The following is a 17,308-nucleotide window of genomic DNA, read 5'->3' as shown; positions in this document are numbered from 1 at the left end:
TGTCTCAATCCAGTTTGAAATGACTATATCTCCAGTCTTTCCAGTTGATCCCCATGGGAATCTCTTGGCACCCTGCCCCCTTGGGGATCCGGAAACAAGCCCTACGAGCCCAGTGGAGATGCTAGACTAGTAGGTCAGTGAGATTCCACCAACTTCGGCCTCCTTACGCTTTCGCAGCCAATTTGCGACTGGATTGGAAGGTTTAGTTTTCTTCTGGCTTTTGCCGGATTAGGATAGCCAAGAGCAAGCAGCAACGAGGATCCCATGGCCAAATATGACTCCCATCTAAAGTGCTCCTTCTGCAACAAGTCCCAGGATCAGGTGCGTAAGTTGATTGCGGGGCCGGGGGTCTACATCTGTGACGAGTGCGTGGAGCTCTGCAACGAGATTTTGGATGAGGAACTCTACGACGGCAACACTCCTCCTGCTGCCGCCCCTGCCGCCAGCCGTCGCGAAACCCCCAAAAAACCCTCCCGCAGCCTGCCTTCTTTGGCGCAGTTGCCCAAGCCGCAGGAGATCATGCGCTATCTCGACCAATATGTGATTGGCCAAGAAAAAGCTAAGAAGGTTTTGTCGGTGGCGGTTTACAACCACTACAAGCGTCTGGCTGCCAAGGCCAACCCCGGTAGCGTCGGAGTTTCGGAACTGGATGAGGTGGAGCTACAGAAGTCCAACATTTTGATCATTGGCCCCACTGGCTCCGGCAAAACCCTGCTGGCGGAAACCCTGGCTCGCATGTTGGATGTGCCTTTTGCGGTTGCAGATGCTACCACCCTTACGGAAGCTGGCTATGTGGGCGAGGATGTGGAAAACATCCTGTTGCGCCTGCTGCAGGTGGCGGACATGGACGTAGAAGAGGCCCAGCGCGGCATCATCTACATCGACGAAATCGACAAAATTGCCCGCAAAAGCGAGAACCCCTCCATTACCCGCGATGTCTCCGGCGAGGGGGTGCAGCAGGCTTTGTTGAAGATGCTGGAAGGGACAATAGCCAACGTGCCTCCCCAGGGAGGGCGCAAGCACCCCTATCAAGACTGCATTCAAATCGACACTTCCAACATCCTCTTCATTTGCGGGGGGGCTTTTGTTGGCCTGGAAAAAGTAATCGAGCAGCGCATTGGCAAGAAATCGATGGGCTTTATCAAGCCAGGGGAGCAATTGTCGGTTACCCGCGAGCAACGCATGGCCAATGCCCTCAAGGCTTTAGAGCCCGAAGACTTGATCAAGTACGGCATGATTCCCGAATTCACGGGGCGGCTCCCGGTAGTGGCGACTTTGGATCCGCTGGATGAGAAGGCGCTGGAGGCGATCCTGACGCAGCCCAAAAACGCCATTCTCAAGCAGGCGCAGAAGCTGTTGCGCATGGACGGGGTGGAACTGGAGTTTGAACCTGCCGCCATTGCTGCCATTGCCAAAGAGGCTTATCGCCGCAAGACCGGGGCTCGCGCCCTGCGGGCCATTGTGGAAGAGCTAATGCTGGATGTGATGTACGAGGCACCCTCCCGCCGCGACCTAAAGCACATCCGCATCACCGCAGAGATGGTGGAGCGCCGTTCCACCCGCGAGCTGATTCCTCACCCCTCTACGCTGCCCAAGCCTGAGTCGGCCTAGAGTCGCGGCCCTTCCGATCCCTGCTGGATGAACTTATGATCTGTTCTTGAAAGAGGGGGCAGGAGATCCTATGGCAGGGACTGCGTTCCGCTGGCGCGAACGACAGCGGGTGGATCGTGAATATGCGGTAATTGGTCTGGGGCGCTTTGGTTCTAGCTTGGCTCTCACCTTGATGGAGCGAGGGCACAATGTCTTGGGGATCGACCGCAGCCGTGAGATCGTGCAGCGCCTGGCGGATCAGCTGACGCAGGTGGTGGCACTCGATTCCAGCGATGAAGATGCGCTGCGAGCGGTGGATATCCTCTCCTTCGACACGGTGGTGGTGGCCATTGGCAGCGATTTCGAGAGCAATTTGCTGACGACGGTGGCTCTGAAAAGTCTGGGGGTGCGCAATGTGGTCTGTAAGGCGTCGACCGAGCGGCAACGCTCTATTCTCCTGCGAGTGGGGGCAGATCGGGTGGTGTTGCCGGAGCAAGAGGCAGGGCGCCGTTTGGCTCAGGTGTTGACAGCACCGGGGATCCTAGATCAGCTAGAGCTGGAGCCGGGCTACAGCATTACGGAATTACAGGTGCCGGAGGCGTTGGTGGGCCATACGCTGGCGGAGTCGGATCTGCGTCGCCGCTTCGGCATCACGGTGCTGGTGGTGAAGCGAAAGCAATCGCTGGTGGTCTCTCCCCCCGCAGACTACCTGCTGGAAAAGGGGGATTTGCTGGTGGTTCTGGGGGCCAATACCAACATCTCGCGGCTGAATGAAATGTAGGGAGGGCTCCGATGAGAGAGGGCTCCGCCCCGCTTCCGCGAGAGGAGGGCTCTGAGCGCTTGGTTCCACCGGTACCATCCCGCGCCCGCCACCTGCCGACACCGGGCTCGGCATTGTCTCAGTCCTCTAGGGCCTTTGGGAATCGTCTGCAGTGGTTTTTCGGGGGGGACAGGCGTCGCCCGCTGCCACCGCCATTGCGCCTGGTTGTAGGGTTGGGGCTCTTGGCAGTGGTGGGAACTTTGGTGCTCATGTTGCCGGGGATCGGGCGCGGGGATCCCTTGAGCTGGAATGAGGCGCTGTTTACGGCCATGTCGGCCCTGAGCGTGACGGGGCTCTCGACGATTGTGGCGGCGGAGGATCTCACCCTGTTGGGCCAGATTGTGCTGCTGATCTTGATTCAGATTGGCGGGGTGGGCTTCATGGTGTTGGCGGTGGTGGTGTTTCAATTGATCGGGCGGCGCATTTCCCTCCTCAATCGCTTGGCGCTGTGCAATTCGCTGGGGCTCATCGATCCGGGGGCGATCCTGGAATTGACTCGGCGGGTGCTGCTGGGGGTCACTCTCATTGAGTTGGGGGGGGCTCTGCTGCTCTGGGTGCACTGGCGGGATCTCTATGGGCCGGGGCGGGCAGTTTTTCTGGCTATTTTTCACGCGGTGTCGGCCTTTTGTAATGCAGGATTTGACCTGTTTGGCCGGGAAGGGATCCCTACAGATGGTCTGTCGCTGGCGATTTTGGCCGGTCTGATTTTTATCGGCGGTTTGGGCATCCCGGTTTTGTCGGATTTGTTAACCTGGCCACGGGGCCACCGCCCCTCTCTGCACACCCGGATTACCCTGGGCGTGGTGGTGGTTTTGCTCTGCACGGGCGGCATTGGCTTGTTTTTGGGAGAGAGCTTGCCCGGCGGATCCCTGCTGGAGGTAAGCTGGCCCCACCGCTTGGGCCTGACGTTTTTTCAGTCGGTTTCTGCCCGAACGGCTGGGTTTGCCGCGATCCCCATTGAGGATTTGACCCCGGCAAGCCAGTTGCTGCTGATGGCTCTCATGTTTATTGGGGCAGCCCCAGCTTCTATGGGGGGCGGCATGACCACCGGCACCTTGGCGGTGTTGGTGTTGGCCCTCTGGGGCTATGCCCGCGGTTTGCCCAGCGCTCAGATTGCCGGGCGCAGCTTGGATCCCTCCATGGTGCGCAAGGCGGCAGCGGTGTTGACGGTTTCTCTGTTTGTGGTATTGTTGGCGGCTTGGTTGATTTTGCTGACCCACAGTAACAGTAGGTTGGATCCGGTGTTGTTTGAAGTGATCTCCGCCTTTGCCACCTGCGGCCTCTCGACGGGCTTTACCGGGGAGCTCAACTGGTTTGGCCAACTGATCATTGTGCTGGTGATGTTCTGGGGCCGGTTGGGGGCATTGACGATTGTCTTGGCCTTGGCTCAACAACAGCCCCGCCCGTTGGTAACCTACCCTGAAGAGTCGATCCTAATCGGTTAGTCCAGAACTGAGGAGAGAGCAGCCTCCGTTAGACTGAGTAAGGGATCCCTTCGTCCCTCTCGTTACCGGGAGCCATCCGTGTCCAAGTTCCTTTTAATTGGTTCTACTGAGCCCTTCAGCGGTAAGTCGGCTGCCATCTTGGGTTTGGCCAAGCATCTGCAGCAGCAAGGGATAAAAGTCACCTATGGGAAGCCCATCGGTTCTTGCGAGCGGGAAGATTGCTCGCTGGAAGGGGGCGATCCGGATATGCGCTTTGTGGCGGAGTCTCTGCGGCTGACGATGGATCAAATGCCGCCGATGCTGCTCCGGCTCAACGAAGAGGCTTTGCTGGCTCAAATGAAGCGAGCTCCCGGGGATCCAGCTCCAGAGTGCCCGGTTGCCCCTCTGTTGGAGTTTGTCCAGCGCTCCCCTGCCGATTTGGTGCTGCTGGAAGGCCCAGCCGATCTTTACGAGGGGGAATTGTTTGGCCTGTCGCTGGCCAAGATGGCCCAAGCCCTGGATGCTCCGGTACTGCTGATCAGTCGCTACCATTCCTCCTTGGCTGTTGATTCTCTTCTCTTTGTCCATCGTCAACTGGGATCCCGCTTGGCAGGCGTGCTGCTGAACGATGTGCCACCTGACCAAATGCAACCGGCAAAAACGATCATTCGGCCTTTTTTGGAGGGACACGGGATCCCGGTGCTGGGGATTTTGCCCTCCCATCGCATTTTGCGCAGCATCAGCGTTGGGGAGTTGGTGCGGCAACTGGATGCCGAGGTGCTCTGCTGTCCGGATCGGATGGACCTGATGGTTGAAGACATTGCGGTAGGGGCGATGAACGTCAACTCGGCCTTGAAGTACTTCCGTAAGCTGGATCACAAGGCGGTGATCACCGGCGGAGACCGCACCGATATTCAACTGGCCGCCCTAGAAACTTCCACCCTCTGCCTGATCTTGACCGGCAAGCTCCCTCTGGATCCCCGCATTCAGTCTCGAGCAGAAGAGCTGGAAGTGCCGATCCTCTCGGTGGATCTGGACACCTTCACCACCATCAACCGCATCGAACGGGTTTTTGGGCAGATTCGCCTGCACGAGGAGGTGAAAGTCCGCTGCATCCAAGAGCTAATGTCAGCGAATTTTGACTTTTCCCGTCTCTATGCTCATTTGGGCTTGACACAACCCCTAGTGTCGGCGGTAGGTGCATAAGAAAAGTTATTACTGGCTTCTCTATATTTGGTGTCTAAATAGATATTTCTTCGAGATTGAGCACTATATCTGATCAAGACGAAATAAGCTCAGTTTTGACGCGCTGGTCTCTAGTGTCTGATGCTTTCCAGTATCTGCAATGATTTCTGCAAAAAAACGCAGGGATCTATCGCCGGTTTGGCCTACTCACCGAATTCGAGAGATATCATGCGAGTATTCATCACCTCAACACACCACTCCTCCCCCAGATTTTCTGGGGGTTTTTGTTCGTACTGTTTTTAACCTTGTGCGTCAGTGTCACGTAAGCTGATGTTGACGGGGTTTATGCTGCTAATAGTGTGAAACAAAGCTTTTCTGAAGCTGAATACACTAAACAGTGGTGCCGGCACGCCCTTCTGCAATAAGATGCAGTGTCTGTTGTCGAGCCGGGATCCCAAATGTTGCCGTTAGCGCCGGATGAGCACCATGGCCAAGGTTTCACGGATGCACAGCCGCAAAGGAGCGGGCCCCAGCCGTCTGGTTGCCTGCCCCCACAGTGGCATCTTCACCGACGGGGGATGTTCTCCCAATCCGGGGCCAGGGGGATGGGCCGTGGTGGTGGTTCAAGATGATCAAATTGTGGAAGAGTTTTGGGGAGGGGATCCCGATAGCACCAACAACCGCATGGAGTTGACCGGCCTCATCCGGGCCTTGCAATATTGCCGCCACACCCAGGGCAACGGCGTCGATACCATCTACAGCGACTCCCACCTTTGCGTACAGACCTACAACGACTGGATGGATCGCTGGGCAGCGCAGGGGTGGCGGCGGCGCACCGGGCCGGTGGAAAACTTGGATCTGGTTCAGGAACTGTATCAACTAAAGCAGCAGTGCCCTCAGGTGCAGGTGGTTTGGATCCAGGCTCACGAAGGGTTGCGCTGGAACGAGTACGTGGATGAGTTGGTCGCTCGCGCCCGGCCAAAGTAACAATTTCTACATATTCCGATGTATGAGGCTGCGATCACAGACAGGCTCTGAGTCCATCGCCTATCCTCAAGAGGACGGCTCGTCGCAGGTGTGATATGAAGACCCAACTTCAGTGCCGGTTTCGTCCTCTCTCCCTTACGTTGATGGCGGTGGGGGGCTCTTGGCTTCTGGGATCCTGCCAACTCAGAGGGCCACAGGTACAGTTGCCCGGCGATGTTCTGCCGGAAACCGCGCTGGTTCCCCAGTCGGCGCCCCTGGTGCTGACCTTTTCTACCCAACCGGAAGAATCTTTTCGCACTCACCCTGACCTTTTGGCCCAGTGGGAGAGCTGGACGGCAGAAGCTTTGGCTGAAACCGGCAAGGAGTTCTCTCGGGAAGAGATGCAAGCTTGGGCTGGCGAGCAATTCACGATGGCAGTGGTGATCCCCAATCTGGTGCCCGGAGCTGCCGAGCCGGTGCCCGGGATCCTGTTTGGAGCCAGCACCCGCAACGCTGATTTGTCTGGGCAATTCTTGGCCCGGGTGCGGCAACAGGCAGCAGCAGAAGGGGCCAACTTCGAGCAGCGCCAGGAGCAAGGGGTCACCCTCTATGTGCAAACCAACGGAGAGCCGGGCGAGCGGTGGGTAACTGCTGAGTTTGGCAACCGTTTTGTGGCGGTGGCCAACGACCCGAGGGTGATGCAGCAGGCGATTGCTGTGTATCGCGGCGAAGCAGAGCCGATTGGCCGCTCCGAAAGTTTCCGCACCGCTGTTGGCGATCTGTATAAGAGCGGCACGCTGGCCTTTGCCTACTTCAACTTCCAGGCTTTGCAGGAGGATCCCGAATCTTTCAAAGACTGGATGCAGGATCTGGATCCGGCGACGCTGGGATCCCTGCAACCCCTGCGCTCTTTGGCCATGGCTGCCCACTGGCAGGAGCAGGGCCTGCGGCTGCGCATGTTGACCCAGACCGATCCGAAAACCCAGGTGCAGGGGGGGTGGCAAACGGCTCGCGGCGAACTCATTCAGCGGCTGCCCGGCAATGCCTTGGCGGTGCTGACCACCCAGCAGATTGCCCAGCGCTGGCAAGCCGTTATGCCTGAGCTGGAGAAAGATCCGCCGGTCAAAGAGTCGTTAGAGGAGCTGCGGGCTGAGTTTCGCGCCAATACTCGCTTGGACTTGGAAAAAGATCTGCTGGCCTGGATGGATGGGGAGATGGCCCTGCTGGTGGCACCTGATGCCCAGGCCCATCCGCTGTTGCAGGGCATGGGAGCAGCCCTGGTGATCGAGACTGGCCAAAAAGACAAGGCCAACGCGGCCCTGACTCAGTTGGATCGGCTGGCCCAAGAATCCGGAGCACGGGTAACGGAAGCCGGTGGGCAGGTGATCTGGGCGGATCCCTTGTTTAACCGCCCGCTTTTGACCCGCGCCTGGGAAGGCAACTATTTGATCGTGACCAGCAGCACGGCGGCGCTGCAAACCCTCGCCCAACGCCAGGGCAATTTGCTTCCCCAAACCGAGCCGCTGAAAACCCTCTACGATCAGTTGCCCAAGCCCAACTACGGCTACTTTTTGCTGAATTGGCAAGGGATCCGAACAGTGCTGGAGGCCACACTACCGGGTGGTTTGGCAGGCTTGGAGCCGGAGGCCCGTGAGCTGCTGACCCGCATCGATGGGCTGGGCATTACCAGCTACCCTGCCGGGGATCACGCCTTTGGGTTGGAGCTGCTGGTTACTGTGCCACCAAAGCCCCAGCGATAAAACCGTGTCTCACGTTCTTCAGTCTTCCTAGGGGTTGGGGGTGAGGGCTATAGCCGAATTAGGCCATAGGTAAGGGCATAGCGAACCAGCTCGGTGCGGCTGCTGGTGCCCGTCTTGTTCAGCAGGCGGGTCACGTATTTTTCCACGTTGCGCACGCTGGTTTGCAGCTGCTTGGCAATCTCCTTGTTCATCAGCCCTTCTGCCACCTTCTCCAACACCTGTTGTTCCCGCGGCGTCAGCTCTACCTTGATGGGTGGGGGCAGGGGGGTGGGGGCAGAGGTCTGGGCAGGCGTGGCTGTGGCAAGGGTGCGCTCCGACAGCAGGGCGCGAATCGAGGCCAGCTCGCGGGCCACCACCTCCGAAGGGCTGGCAGCGCGGGATCGCTCAATGAGATTGGAGACAATGGCCACCAGCTCCTCCGGATCGAAGGGCTTGGGCAAATAGGCATCGACACCGGCCCGGTAACCCTGGATGCGGTCGGCGGTCATCCCCTTGGCGGTGAGGAACACCACCGGCAGATGGCTGTAGGGCTCGAGTTTTCGCAGTTGGGCCAAAAATTGATAGCCATCCATGCCCGGCATCATGATGTCGGAGATGATCAACTGAGGCTGGGCCGTGCTGAGCAGTTGCAGAGCCTGCTGGGCGTTGGCCGCCGGGATCACCTCAAAGCCGCTGTCCTCGAGGTAGGCTTGCACCGCTTCCCGTAAGCCGGGTTCATCATCTACTAGCAGAATGCGGGCTGCTGGACTGGCAGCAGGGGGTTCGGGTTTGGCTGGGGGAGAAGAGGCCATCTGCAGCTCCTGGGTAGCGTTCAAGCGTTTGGCGGCACCTGCCATCCCATATCTCTACAATCTTCCTACTAACCTGTGGGCAATCTCAGGCGAAAACAGGAGCCTTGGGGGGAGCTTTCCACCTGGAGATCTCCGCCCATCCGGGTGGCCAGGTCGCGGCTAATGGCCAACCCCAGCCCCTGCCCTGGCTTAGAAAGATCTGCCCGAAAAAAGGGATCGAAGATCCGCTCCAGGTTCTCAGGGTGGATGCCGGGGCCGTTGTCGCAGACGGCAACGAACACTTCCCATTGCGAAGCAGTTGAGGGATCTTCACCCAGCTCCACCTTCAGCCGGATCTCACCTGGGGGCGGGGTGTACTTGCAAGCGTTGTCGATCAAGTTATCAAGCACCTGCCGCAGGGCACGCGGATCGGCTTGTACAGGGGGTAGGGAAGGGGGCAGGACGGCTTGAAAGTGGTGTCCCTGCGTTTCGGCCAAGGCTTGATAGATGGGGATCCACTCCCGCAGCAGGTCGGCCAAGGAGAGGGGCTGAAGCTGGAGGGGGGCCGGGATCCCGTCCCAACGCTCAAACTCCGCCAACAGCTCCTGTAGATGTTTGCACTCCTGTTCAATGCTGAGGCCAATCCAGTGGTTGCGATCCTCGGGGGGCAAGCGTTTTTGCAATAACTTGGCCAGCGTGCTCAGGGCGGTGAGAGGATTGCGCATTTCGTGAAGCAAAGTGGAAAGCTGCTGGGCAGAAAGAGTGACCCCCTTAACCTTGGGTTCTCCGGCTCCGCAGACGGGTTCAGGCTCTGGATGGTGTTCAGCAACTTTTCTGGCTCTCGGCATGGATCCAATCTCTAGACTCTCCCGGCGCTGGCAGATCGATCCTAGCCCTACCTCCCCTGCAATCCGCCATATCAATCCTGAGACGCTATCGGGATCCCAACTGGGTGGCTTATAGCTGGCGGGGCAGGTAGATGTTGAGAATTTCCCCCCGACGGGCGCGATGGCGCACGGTGAGGTAGCCCCCCAAGGCGCGGAACAGAGTTTGGGTGACGGGAAGGCTGAGGCTTACTGCACCTGTGTCCGGCTGCACGACCAACAACTGCCCAATCGCCTGAGGGGATTTGGGCTCTGAGGCAACAGTGGCGTCGCTGCCCTCAGGTGTGTTGACCTGAAACTGAAGTTTGACCAGCTCCCCTGCGCTGACCAACTGGGCGCGAATGTGGCTGCCAGCCGGCGTGCTGCGGGCAATGCGGTCGACCATGCCAAACAGCACCGCTTCCAGCGCCTTGGGATCGCTGACCACATCCGGCAGCTCATCGGGAATCTCCAACTCCAGTTGGGATCCCCGCCGTTCCACCTGCTCCTGCCAGCGAGGCAGGTTTTGCCGCACCAAGTCCACCAGCGCAATGGGCTCTAGCTGAAGCCGACGCCCCTCCTGTGGGGTAGCAGCGGGCATCACCGTTTCTGTAGCCTGGAAAAACAGCCCGAAGCGGTTGATTTGCTCGGTACATTCGCGGTCAATTTTCTCCACGTATTCCCGTACCCGCGACGGCAGATCGTGCCGCTTCAGGATGAGACTAACCAAGGTGCGGATGGTGCTGAGGGGCGTCTGGATCTCGTGGATGAGAGCCCGCAACAGTTCTGCCTCCGAAAGGCTGTTCTGTTGGCCTTGACCGGCAGGCTGGCCATGGGAAGGAGGAGACCGCCGCTTCTGCCAATCTTCTGGCCGGGTTGTGGGCGCAGGGGAGTTCTCGGCTCTGGCGGGGGGTAAGCGAGCGGGCGGGGATCCCGACTCGGCCAGGTTTCCCAGCAGAAGAAGGCTGCTGAAGCGGGCCAGCACCCGCACATGGGGCTCCATCAGGGGATGGTGCTTCATCAACTGCTGCCAGAAGGGCAAGCGATCCGGCCTACCCTGTTGAACCCGCTGCTCTAGGATCTGCCAAGCCCGATGCACCACTTCCGGCTCAAAAGACACCATCATCCCCCTCTGCCGCGTGTGGGGGTGATGCCCTTGGGCGGCCACCGCCGAAAAAACAGGGGTGAGCACCAGCAAAAAAGGCTCCTCCACCAGGGGATCCTGCGGCAGGAGAGGGATCACCGTCTGGCCAGGGGTCAGAATCGACTCAGGGGACAAGTCAGGGGTAAACAGCCAGGGATCTTCACGGGCCAGCTCCCGCAGCTTCAGGTTTGGCTCTGGAGCGTCAATGGGCGACGGCAGTTGAGGCAGCGGATCCCGAACCACCCAGGGGGGCCACCAAGACACCGGCCCACCGATCACCACCCCAAACTGTCCAACTTCTTGCCATAGCTGGAGCAGGGCTGCCACCGTCTGCTGCCAGGAGTGCTCTCCTGCCCCCGGCAACCATTCCGGCAAGGGCAGATCGGCCCACAAAGCTTCCATCAAGGACAGAAATCGGCGGCTGTTCACGGATCTCTTTGACCCATCCTTCCCTTGTAGGGTAGCGGTTGTGGCCCCTCTGGGGCAGGGGAAAACCTCACCTTTTCCGGGGCGGATCCCCGTCTCACTCAGGGACAAGAATCCTCGTCCTCATACGGTAGCGAGTCTGTCCAATCAGCCTACCCGTCCATCCGGCAGAGTTGCCCCGCGCAAATTGGCCCCGCTGAGGTTGGCTGTGCTCAGATCGGCTCGGGTTAGGATCGCGCTGCCGAGATCGGCATTTTCCAGATTGGTGCGGCCCAAATAGGCGTCCACCAGGTTGGCATACCGCAAATCGGCCCCGGCCAGATTGGCCCGACTGAGATCCGTCCGCGCCAGTTTGGCCGAGCACAAAGAACTCGCGGAAAGATCGGCTGCGGCCAGATCCGCCTCGCTCAAGTTGGCCTCTGTCAGATTCACCTGGCGAAGTATCGCCTCCTTCAAGTTGGCCCGCGCCATCTGCACCCCTTGCAGGTCTGCCCCCAAAAAAGAAACCCCCCTCAGGTCGGTCTCGCTCAGGATGGCTCCCTGCAAACGGGCTTGCTGCAGGCTGGCCCCTTGCAAGTTGGCCTTGATCAAACTGGCCTCTTTTAGGTTGGCCCCGCTCAGGTCGGCCCGTGTCAAATCCGCTCCCGACAGGTTGGCTCCGCTGAGATCAGCGCGGCTAAGATTGGCGTTGCGCAGTACCGCTCCCCGGCGGCTATCGAAACGGAGATTGGCCCCCCGCAGGCAAGCCCCTCCCAAGTTGGCACTGGTGAGGTTGGCCCAGCGCAGATCCGCATCCAGCAGGTTGGCATCGATCAACAGAGCCAGCGTTAGGTTGGCCCCATGCAAATCTGCTCCTTGTAGGGTGGCGCCGTGCAACTGGGCATCTCTGAGATCCGCCTCGCTCAAGTCCGCCTGGCTGAGGTTGGCCCCCCCGAGGTTAGCCCCGACGAGGTTGGCCTTCTGCAGCTTGGCCCGCCCCAAGAAGGCGAAGATCAAATTGGCGCTGTGCAGGTTTGCTTGGGAGAGATCCACCCCGATCAAATCGGCCCGGCTCAGGTCAAGGGCGGCCAGGTTCTCGCCGGCAAAGTTGATCCGTCCTGCCCGGTAAAGCCGAAGCAGATCCTTGGCATCCATAGAAGAGAGGGGAGAGCTCAGAGAAGTGAGAGAGGAGCTGCACTGGTGGTTATTCTAGATAAGGATCCGGGCGTTTCCCCAGCACTCTGCGCAGCTGATCGCCAGTGTTGAACGGGATCCCCAAACAGCGGGTTTGAGCTTCAAACCAGCCCGAACAGACGGCGCTCTGCCTCCTCCATGCGATCCAAGAAAGCAGCAAATTTGGTGGAGATCTCCCCCACTTCCTGCAAAAAGGCGCGTAGTGTTTGGTACTTGAGAACCAAGGCTTCCTCTAGGGTGCAGGTTTGGAACTGCTCATCCAACGCCTTGCCCAACTCGCTCAGGGCCTGTTCGATAGCAGTTTTGACAGAGCCGACGCTGCGCCGCACCAAACGCATCACCTCCTGCTCCAACTGCGGCTTTTGCTGGGCCAGCTCGCTGCTGGCCAACACCTGTCTTAGGGAAGCATAGGGATCCGCCAGCTCAGCGGGCATTTCGGTAACCGCCTCCGGCAGAGCCTGTTTTGCATTGCTGACGCGCAGGGGCTGCACCAGGCGCCACTCCGATTGTTCTAGCTTTTTCAAGATCCCCATGAACATTGCGGCGGATCCCTCGACATCCCTCAAGAAGCCGCGCAGCACCTGGTGTTTGAGGGTCAGATATTGGACGGGATCCTCATCCTGCAGACCTTCGTCCAGGGCGTTGCCCAACTCGCTTAGGGTGTTCTCGATGGCAACCATCAAGGATCCGGCGCTGTGATGGAGCAGTTGGCGGCAGGACTCTGGGATCTCCTGTCGCAGGTCAGAAGAGGGGCCGGGTGGTGTTGTCCAGGTTGCAAAAGCCAGAGGATCTGCAGGTTCTTCCTCATCTTCTGGGATCCCAGCGTCAATCCAAGTCATGGGGCTGGCCAGGGACTCTGCCTCGCCCGCGCGAGCGGCATCTTCGGTATTCAGCCAATCCAGATTGGCGGAGAGAGGCTCAGCAGCCAATCCTCCGCCGGGGAGGGTCGCTGGGGGCACGTCAACGTAAAGAGGCTTCAGCATCTGCAGCACAGCATTGGCGGCTTGGCCATCCTGATCCGGCTCCTGCAACTGCTGCACCGCCTCCTTCAGCCGGGCTTCCAGTTCTTGGGGGGAGGCGCAGGCATCGTAGAGGGCTCTGAGCAGCTCGTCCAGGCTGTAGCGCCGCAGGGCCGCCAACCCCTGCAGAGTAGGCTCTACTTTGTGGTACAAAGCCGTGAACAGAACCAGCTTGGCCCGCAAAGGGCTGGTTTGCCGCATCACCCCTGCCCGCAGCTCGAAGGGATCGTAGTCTTGCTTTTGCAGTCGTGGGCTTCCATACTCCAAGGACAAGATAGGCGAGGGTGCGGCCCAAGCTGATGGCTCCTTGAGCGAGGGCATGAGTGGGCTAGAGGGATCCGCTTGGGGCTGTTGATACAGGGGCTGTAGCTTGCTTAGCAGCATCTTGGCGATGCGAGCATACTCGGCTTTTTTGTTGATGCGGCTGAGGGCCTCTCGAAAGCGTTGGCCCAAAGCATCAAGGGTAGCGTGCTCACGGCAAAGCTGCTCCAGCAGGGCTTTCAGATCTATCTGGCTCAACTTGCTGACATCGCTTTCCCAAGTGCTGGTGCAGGCAAAGTAAACCAGCTTTTTCACTCGGTCTGCGTACCCGCCCTGCTGCACTTCTTGCACAACAAGGCCAAAGGGATCCGAGACAACCATAGGGAGCTGCTAAGCAGGAGTAGGTGGATCTAAGCTTACGAGGATCTTTGCGGTTTTTGAACAAGGACGGGTACCTTGCTGGGCAGAATAACACATCCTTCCCAGACCTGATGTTTGCCCAGGGATCCCCCAGCCATCAAGTGGGATTTAGCGGCCTATTTTTTGCAGGGCTCTTTCCACCTGTACTACATGGCGGTTCAGTCCCAAGTTTTCCGCCGGGATCCCCAGGGCCAGGCCCACCAATTGTGGCAAATGCAGGATCGGGATCCCCAGCTTGCGCCCGATCACCTGTTCCACCTCCGGCTGCCGAGAGTCCAAGTTGAGGTGACATAGAGGACAGGGGGTAACCAAACAATCGGCTCCCGCCTCTATGGCCTCTACGAGATGCCGGCCTGCCATCGAGAAAGACTGCTGCGGGGCGTAGCTGGAAATGGGCCAGCCGCAACACTGGGTGCGCCCGCGATACCAAACAGGGGTGGCCCCCAAACGCTCGAAGAGATCCTCCATCAAATGGGGATCCCGTGCCACATCGAAGCGGGAGATGTCGTAGGCCCGCAACAGATAACACCCGTAGAAGGCAGCGCAGCGCAGTCCCAGGAGAGGCCGTTTGACCTGTTGGGCCAATCGCTCCAGGCCGTAGTCATGAGCCAGCACCCACAGCAAATGGCGCACATCGCCTGTGCCCTGGTAGCAGCTCTCGCAGCCTCCTTTCTGGCACAGGGCCTGCACCTGGTGAAAGTACTCTGGACTCGCGGTTTTCGCAGCCTTCAACTTTTCATTCACGCGGCCCAGCACTCCCTGACAGGTGCTGCAGTGGGTAAGCATCGGCAGCCCCAGCGCTTCCGCCAAAGCCAGGTTGCGGGCATTCACCGTATCTTCCAGCAGCTCCGATTCTTCTTTGAAGGTGCCCGAACCACAGCAGGAAGCGGCTTCCAGCTCCACCAGTTCAATGCCCAGATGCCGCGCAATCTGGTCGGTGGAGTCATACAGCTCACGACAGGCCCCCTGGGCCACACAGCCGGGGTAGTAGGCGTAGCGCAAAGGTGAAGGAACAACCGCGGTCATGAGAAGACGTGAGAAGAAGAAGAGAATTGGGTTTGCGATCTCAACGGTAATAACAATCCATGGATCCATTGCCCACACAGCAGAGCACTGGCCTGCCTGCAGAGCGGGAACCCAGAGCCTAAGATCCTACACCCATGCGCTGCCACAGCACATCCGTTGCTGCCCAGGACAGGGAGTTTGTCAAAGCTTCCCTATTTATCTGCCCCTATTTTGAAACCATTCGGAGCCGATACCCTATTTTTCTCCCTGCCTAGTGCCTCCCTAGCCGATGTCGGGTAGATTTGGCGGTAGCCATCGCTGAGGAATCGGTCAACGCCTTATGAACAGCCCGATCCAGGATCGCGATTTCCCCTTTTCACCCCGCTCTAAGCAGGGCAGTCTGGGTTGGAGCCTTCCTCTAAAAGGTTGGGGATTTGGCTTGTTTTTCGGATCCCTAGTTTGGGCAGGATGGGCAAGTCAACTCCAGCTATGGGCCCAGCCGGTCGAACAGCAACCTCAGGAAGAAGTCCTTGTGCCAGGGCGCAATTTGGATCCTGGGGCGCAAATCCGGGTGCGTAACGAGCTGGTCAAGATCTGTGGGGACTATCGTTGCGAAGGCTATCGCTTTTCGGTACGGGTACCGATCAGCCCTGAAGACACCCTGGAAACTCTGCTGGGGCGGCTGGATACGGAGATGCTGCGGGAGGTGGATCGGGTGTTTCAAACTCGGCCCGATTTGAATCGAGTCATTGTCGATGGCTACGTCTTCTCGGGTACTCCCGCTTTTGTCAGCCGGGAAGTGCTGCTGCAAACAATGTTTGTGCCCCGTCACCGTTGGGAAGTGGGGCGCTTTGGGCCAGAGCAAGATGCGATTTTCTATGCCGAGCTGTTGGGACAGGTGACGCCCTTTCTAACTCCATCCCCAACCCCCACGCCTACACCTGGGCCTGTGCCTGGAGAAGCTGTGCCCCCTCTGCCCCCGCCTCCTGGAGCAACTCCTCCCGTAGAGGCAACACCTACTCCTCAAGAAACCCCAGCCGCTCCACCTCCACCTCAAGGGGATGTAATTCAGCGGCAGCCGATCCAGCCCTGAGGGGGTTATGGGGTGGCTAAGTCTGGGTTGTGAGGGATCCTCAGGATCCCTTGTTTTGTGACCAGGCTAGTGCCCTCCCAGTTGTCGCGGGGTTGAGTCCTGAGCCGAGGTGATCTAGGCTTCAAAAGTGGAGGGATCCCTCCAATTCATTGCTTGACTGGTGTGTGGCGGCATGGCAGGACACAGCAAGTGGGCCAACATTAAACGGCAAAAGGCCCGTGTAGATGCCAAAAAGGGCAGCCTCTTTACCAAGCTCTCGCGGGCCATCATCGTGGCAGCTCGCAACGGCTTGCCAGATCCGGATGGGAATTTTCAGTTGCGGGCGGCAGTGGAGAAAGCCAAAGCAGCGGGGATGCCCAGCGAAAACATTGAACGAGCCATTGCCAAGGGAGCCGGCAACTGGAGCGACGACAGCCCCCTGGAAGAAGTTCGCTACGAGGGCTACGGCCCCGGTGGGGTGGCTGTGTTGATCGAGGCCATGACCGACAACCGCAACCGCACGGCTGCCGAGGTGCGAGAAGCCTTCAGCAAAACCGGCGGCAGCTTGGGAGAAGCCGGCTGTGTGAGCTGGCTGTTCCGGCAAAAAGGGGTGATTAGCCTAGAGGGGGTGACAGATCCCGAAGCTCTGCTGCTAGCGGTAGCCGAAGCAGGCGGGGAGGATCTCAAGGTAGAGGGAACCGACGCAGAAGTCTACTGCGATTACACCCTGCTGGAGCAGGTGGCCACCTACCTGAAAAAAGAGGGCTACCCAGTGCAAGATGCGGCCATCCGCTGGATCCCCTCTACGGAGGTGCATGTGGAGGATCCCGATACGGCCAAGTCAGTGCTTGCCCTGATGGAGCGTCTCGACAACCTAGACGATGTGCAGAATGTCTATGCCAATTTCGAGATCGACGAGGCGGTGATGGAAAGCCTGGCCTAAAGGTTCTAGCGCAGCTTGACGGCGGTGCCGGCGGCGGTAACGAGGATCATTGTCGTGCTCATGTTGGTATGAATGCTAACGCCTAGGATGCCATTTGCTCCCAAACGTTTGGCTCGCTGCTCCAACTCTTCCAAAACCTTTTTCTGGGCATTCTCGAGAACTTCTTCATAGGTTCTTGTGCGTCCCCCGATGATGTTGCGGAGGGTAGCAAGGAAGTCCCGTAGAACATTGGTGCCATAAACTACCTCGGCGGTAACAATGCCCAAGTAACGCTCAACCTCTCTACCTTGGAGCACGTCTGTAGTGGTCAGCAGCATGGCTTGCTTCCTGGGTCAACACCCACCAAGATAGTCGGGATCCTCAACCTTTGGAATCGGGTTCTTGCCCTGTGTTTTCAGCAGAGTGGCGATATGTCGAAGGGCGACCAATCCCTACAGATAACCGTTCCACAACGCATAGTCATTTAT

The 17,308-nt window shown here is 58.9% G+C and carries 15 protein-coding genes; 8 read left to right on the top strand and 7 right to left on the bottom strand.

The window, feature by feature from the left end:
* Window positions 1-264: 264 nt before the first annotated feature.
* The 6 genes from clpX (at window position 265) to NW818_RS04305 (ending at window position 7,745) form a co-directional block, all read left to right on the top strand.
* Window positions 265-1,611: an ATP-dependent protease ATP-binding subunit ClpX gene (clpX, locus tag NW818_RS04330; protein WP_414388367.1), complete on the top strand. Its 1,347-nt coding sequence runs from the start codon at window positions 265-267 to the stop codon at window positions 1,609-1,611.
* Between the two features lie 70 nt (window positions 1,612-1,681).
* A complete protein-coding gene (locus NW818_RS04325) occupies window positions 1,682-2,371 on the top strand; it encodes a potassium channel family protein (protein ID WP_414329043.1) in 690 nt (229 codons plus the stop codon).
* A gap of 59 nt (window positions 2,372-2,430) precedes the next feature.
* Window positions 2,431-3,855, top strand: coding sequence for a TrkH family potassium uptake protein (locus tag NW818_RS04320; RefSeq protein WP_414388369.1), 1,425 nt, complete (start codon window positions 2,431-2,433; stop codon window positions 3,853-3,855).
* Window positions 3,856-3,933: 78 nt separating this feature from the next.
* Window positions 3,934-5,040 carry a phosphotransacetylase family protein gene (locus NW818_RS04315; protein WP_414343695.1) on the top strand — a complete coding sequence of 369 codons (1,107 nt, stop codon included), beginning with the start codon at window positions 3,934-3,936 and terminating at the stop codon, window positions 5,038-5,040.
* Window positions 5,041-5,505: 465 nt separating this feature from the next.
* Window positions 5,506-6,006 (top strand): ribonuclease H family protein, encoded by a 501-nt coding sequence (locus NW818_RS04310; RefSeq protein WP_414398939.1) that lies wholly within the window; start codon window positions 5,506-5,508, stop codon window positions 6,004-6,006.
* Between the two features lie 95 nt (window positions 6,007-6,101).
* Complete coding sequence (locus tag NW818_RS04305) at window positions 6,102-7,745, top strand: DUF3352 domain-containing protein (RefSeq protein WP_414423926.1); 1,644 nt, start codon at window positions 6,102-6,104, stop codon at window positions 7,743-7,745.
* A 47-nt stretch (window positions 7,746-7,792) separates the two neighbouring features.
* Here NW818_RS04305 and NW818_RS04300 read toward each other — a convergent pair whose 3' ends face one another.
* The 6 genes from NW818_RS04300 to NW818_RS04275 all read right to left on the bottom strand — a co-directional run bounded on the left by NW818_RS04300 (window position 7,793) and on the right by NW818_RS04275 (window position 14,847).
* On the bottom strand, window positions 7,793-8,536 hold the full coding sequence (locus NW818_RS04300; RefSeq protein WP_011432966.1) for a response regulator transcription factor: 744 nt from the start codon (window positions 8,534-8,536) through the stop codon (window positions 7,793-7,795).
* Between the two features lie 68 nt (window positions 8,537-8,604).
* Window positions 8,605-9,363: a sensor histidine kinase gene (locus NW818_RS04295; RefSeq protein WP_414356506.1), complete on the bottom strand. Its 759-nt coding sequence runs from the start codon at window positions 9,361-9,363 to the stop codon at window positions 8,605-8,607.
* Window positions 9,364-9,472: 109 nt separating this feature from the next.
* Window positions 9,473-10,951, bottom strand: a complete 1,479-nt coding sequence (locus tag NW818_RS04290) for a sensor histidine kinase (protein WP_414423925.1) — start codon at window positions 10,949-10,951, stop codon at window positions 9,473-9,475.
* Between the two features lie 144 nt (window positions 10,952-11,095).
* A complete protein-coding gene (locus NW818_RS04285; protein ID WP_414423924.1) occupies window positions 11,096-12,082 on the bottom strand; it encodes a pentapeptide repeat-containing protein in 987 nt (328 codons plus the stop codon).
* A gap of 140 nt (window positions 12,083-12,222) precedes the next feature.
* A complete protein-coding gene (locus NW818_RS04280; RefSeq protein ID WP_414423923.1) occupies window positions 12,223-13,782 on the bottom strand; it encodes a hypothetical protein in 1,560 nt (519 codons plus the stop codon).
* Window positions 13,783-13,929: 147 nt separating this feature from the next.
* Window positions 13,930-14,847, bottom strand: a complete 918-nt coding sequence (locus NW818_RS04275; protein ID WP_414423922.1) for a CoB--CoM heterodisulfide reductase iron-sulfur subunit B family protein — start codon at window positions 14,845-14,847, stop codon at window positions 13,930-13,932.
* A 319-nt stretch (window positions 14,848-15,166) separates the two neighbouring features.
* Between NW818_RS04275 and NW818_RS04270 the strand changes: the two genes are divergently transcribed.
* Together NW818_RS04270 and NW818_RS04265 are read left to right on the top strand one after the other, a co-directional pair.
* Complete coding sequence (locus tag NW818_RS04270; protein ID WP_414423921.1) at window positions 15,167-15,919, top strand: hypothetical protein; 753 nt, start codon at window positions 15,167-15,169, stop codon at window positions 15,917-15,919.
* 172 nt (window positions 15,920-16,091) lie between these two features.
* Complete coding sequence (locus tag NW818_RS04265) at window positions 16,092-16,841, top strand: YebC/PmpR family DNA-binding transcriptional regulator (RefSeq protein ID WP_414350786.1); 750 nt, start codon at window positions 16,092-16,094, stop codon at window positions 16,839-16,841.
* Between the two features lie 5 nt (window positions 16,842-16,846).
* Here NW818_RS04265 and NW818_RS04260 read toward each other — a convergent pair whose 3' ends face one another.
* Entirely contained in the window at window positions 16,847-17,158 is a 312-nt protein-coding gene (locus NW818_RS04260) for a YbjQ family protein (RefSeq protein WP_414330438.1), read from the bottom strand.
* Between the last annotated feature and the right edge of the window lie 150 nt (window positions 17,159-17,308).

It is taken from the genome of Synechococcus sp. R6-5 (assembly GCF_047461775.1).
Lineage (GTDB): Bacteria > Cyanobacteriota > Cyanobacteriia > Thermostichales > Thermostichaceae > Thermostichus.
Note: the sequence above shows the minus strand (reverse complement) of the source record. Positions and strands in the feature narration are given on the sequence as shown.

Coding starts and splice junctions, on each gene's coding strand:
- NW818_RS04270 (WP_414423921.1), top strand. CDS start 15,167: ATGAACAGCCCGATCCAGGATCGCGATTTCCCCTTTTCACCCCGCTCT.
- clpX (WP_414388367.1), top strand. CDS start 265: ATGGCCAAATATGACTCCCATCTAAAGTGCTCCTTCTGCAACAAGTCC.
- NW818_RS04310 (WP_414398939.1), top strand. CDS start 5,506: ATGGCCAAGGTTTCACGGATGCACAGCCGCAAAGGAGCGGGCCCCAGC.
- NW818_RS04325 (WP_414329043.1), top strand. CDS start 1,682: ATGGCAGGGACTGCGTTCCGCTGGCGCGAACGACAGCGGGTGGATCGT.
- NW818_RS04280 (WP_414423923.1), bottom strand. CDS start 13,782: ATGGTTGTCTCGGATCCCTTTGGCCTTGTTGTGCAAGAAGTGCAGCAG.
- NW818_RS04285 (WP_414423924.1), bottom strand. CDS start 12,082: ATGGATGCCAAGGATCTGCTTCGGCTTTACCGGGCAGGACGGATCAAC.
- NW818_RS04275 (WP_414423922.1), bottom strand. CDS start 14,847: ATGACCGCGGTTGTTCCTTCACCTTTGCGCTACGCCTACTACCCCGGC.
- NW818_RS04295 (WP_414356506.1), bottom strand. CDS start 9,363: ATGCCGAGAGCCAGAAAAGTTGCTGAACACCATCCAGAGCCTGAACCC.
- NW818_RS04260 (WP_414330438.1), bottom strand. CDS start 17,158: ATGCTGCTGACCACTACAGACGTGCTCCAAGGTAGAGAGGTTGAGCGT.
- NW818_RS04305 (WP_414423926.1), top strand. CDS start 6,102: ATGAAGACCCAACTTCAGTGCCGGTTTCGTCCTCTCTCCCTTACGTTG.
- NW818_RS04265 (WP_414350786.1), top strand. CDS start 16,092: ATGGCAGGACACAGCAAGTGGGCCAACATTAAACGGCAAAAGGCCCGT.
- NW818_RS04300 (WP_011432966.1), bottom strand. CDS start 8,536: ATGGCCTCTTCTCCCCCAGCCAAACCCGAACCCCCTGCTGCCAGTCCA.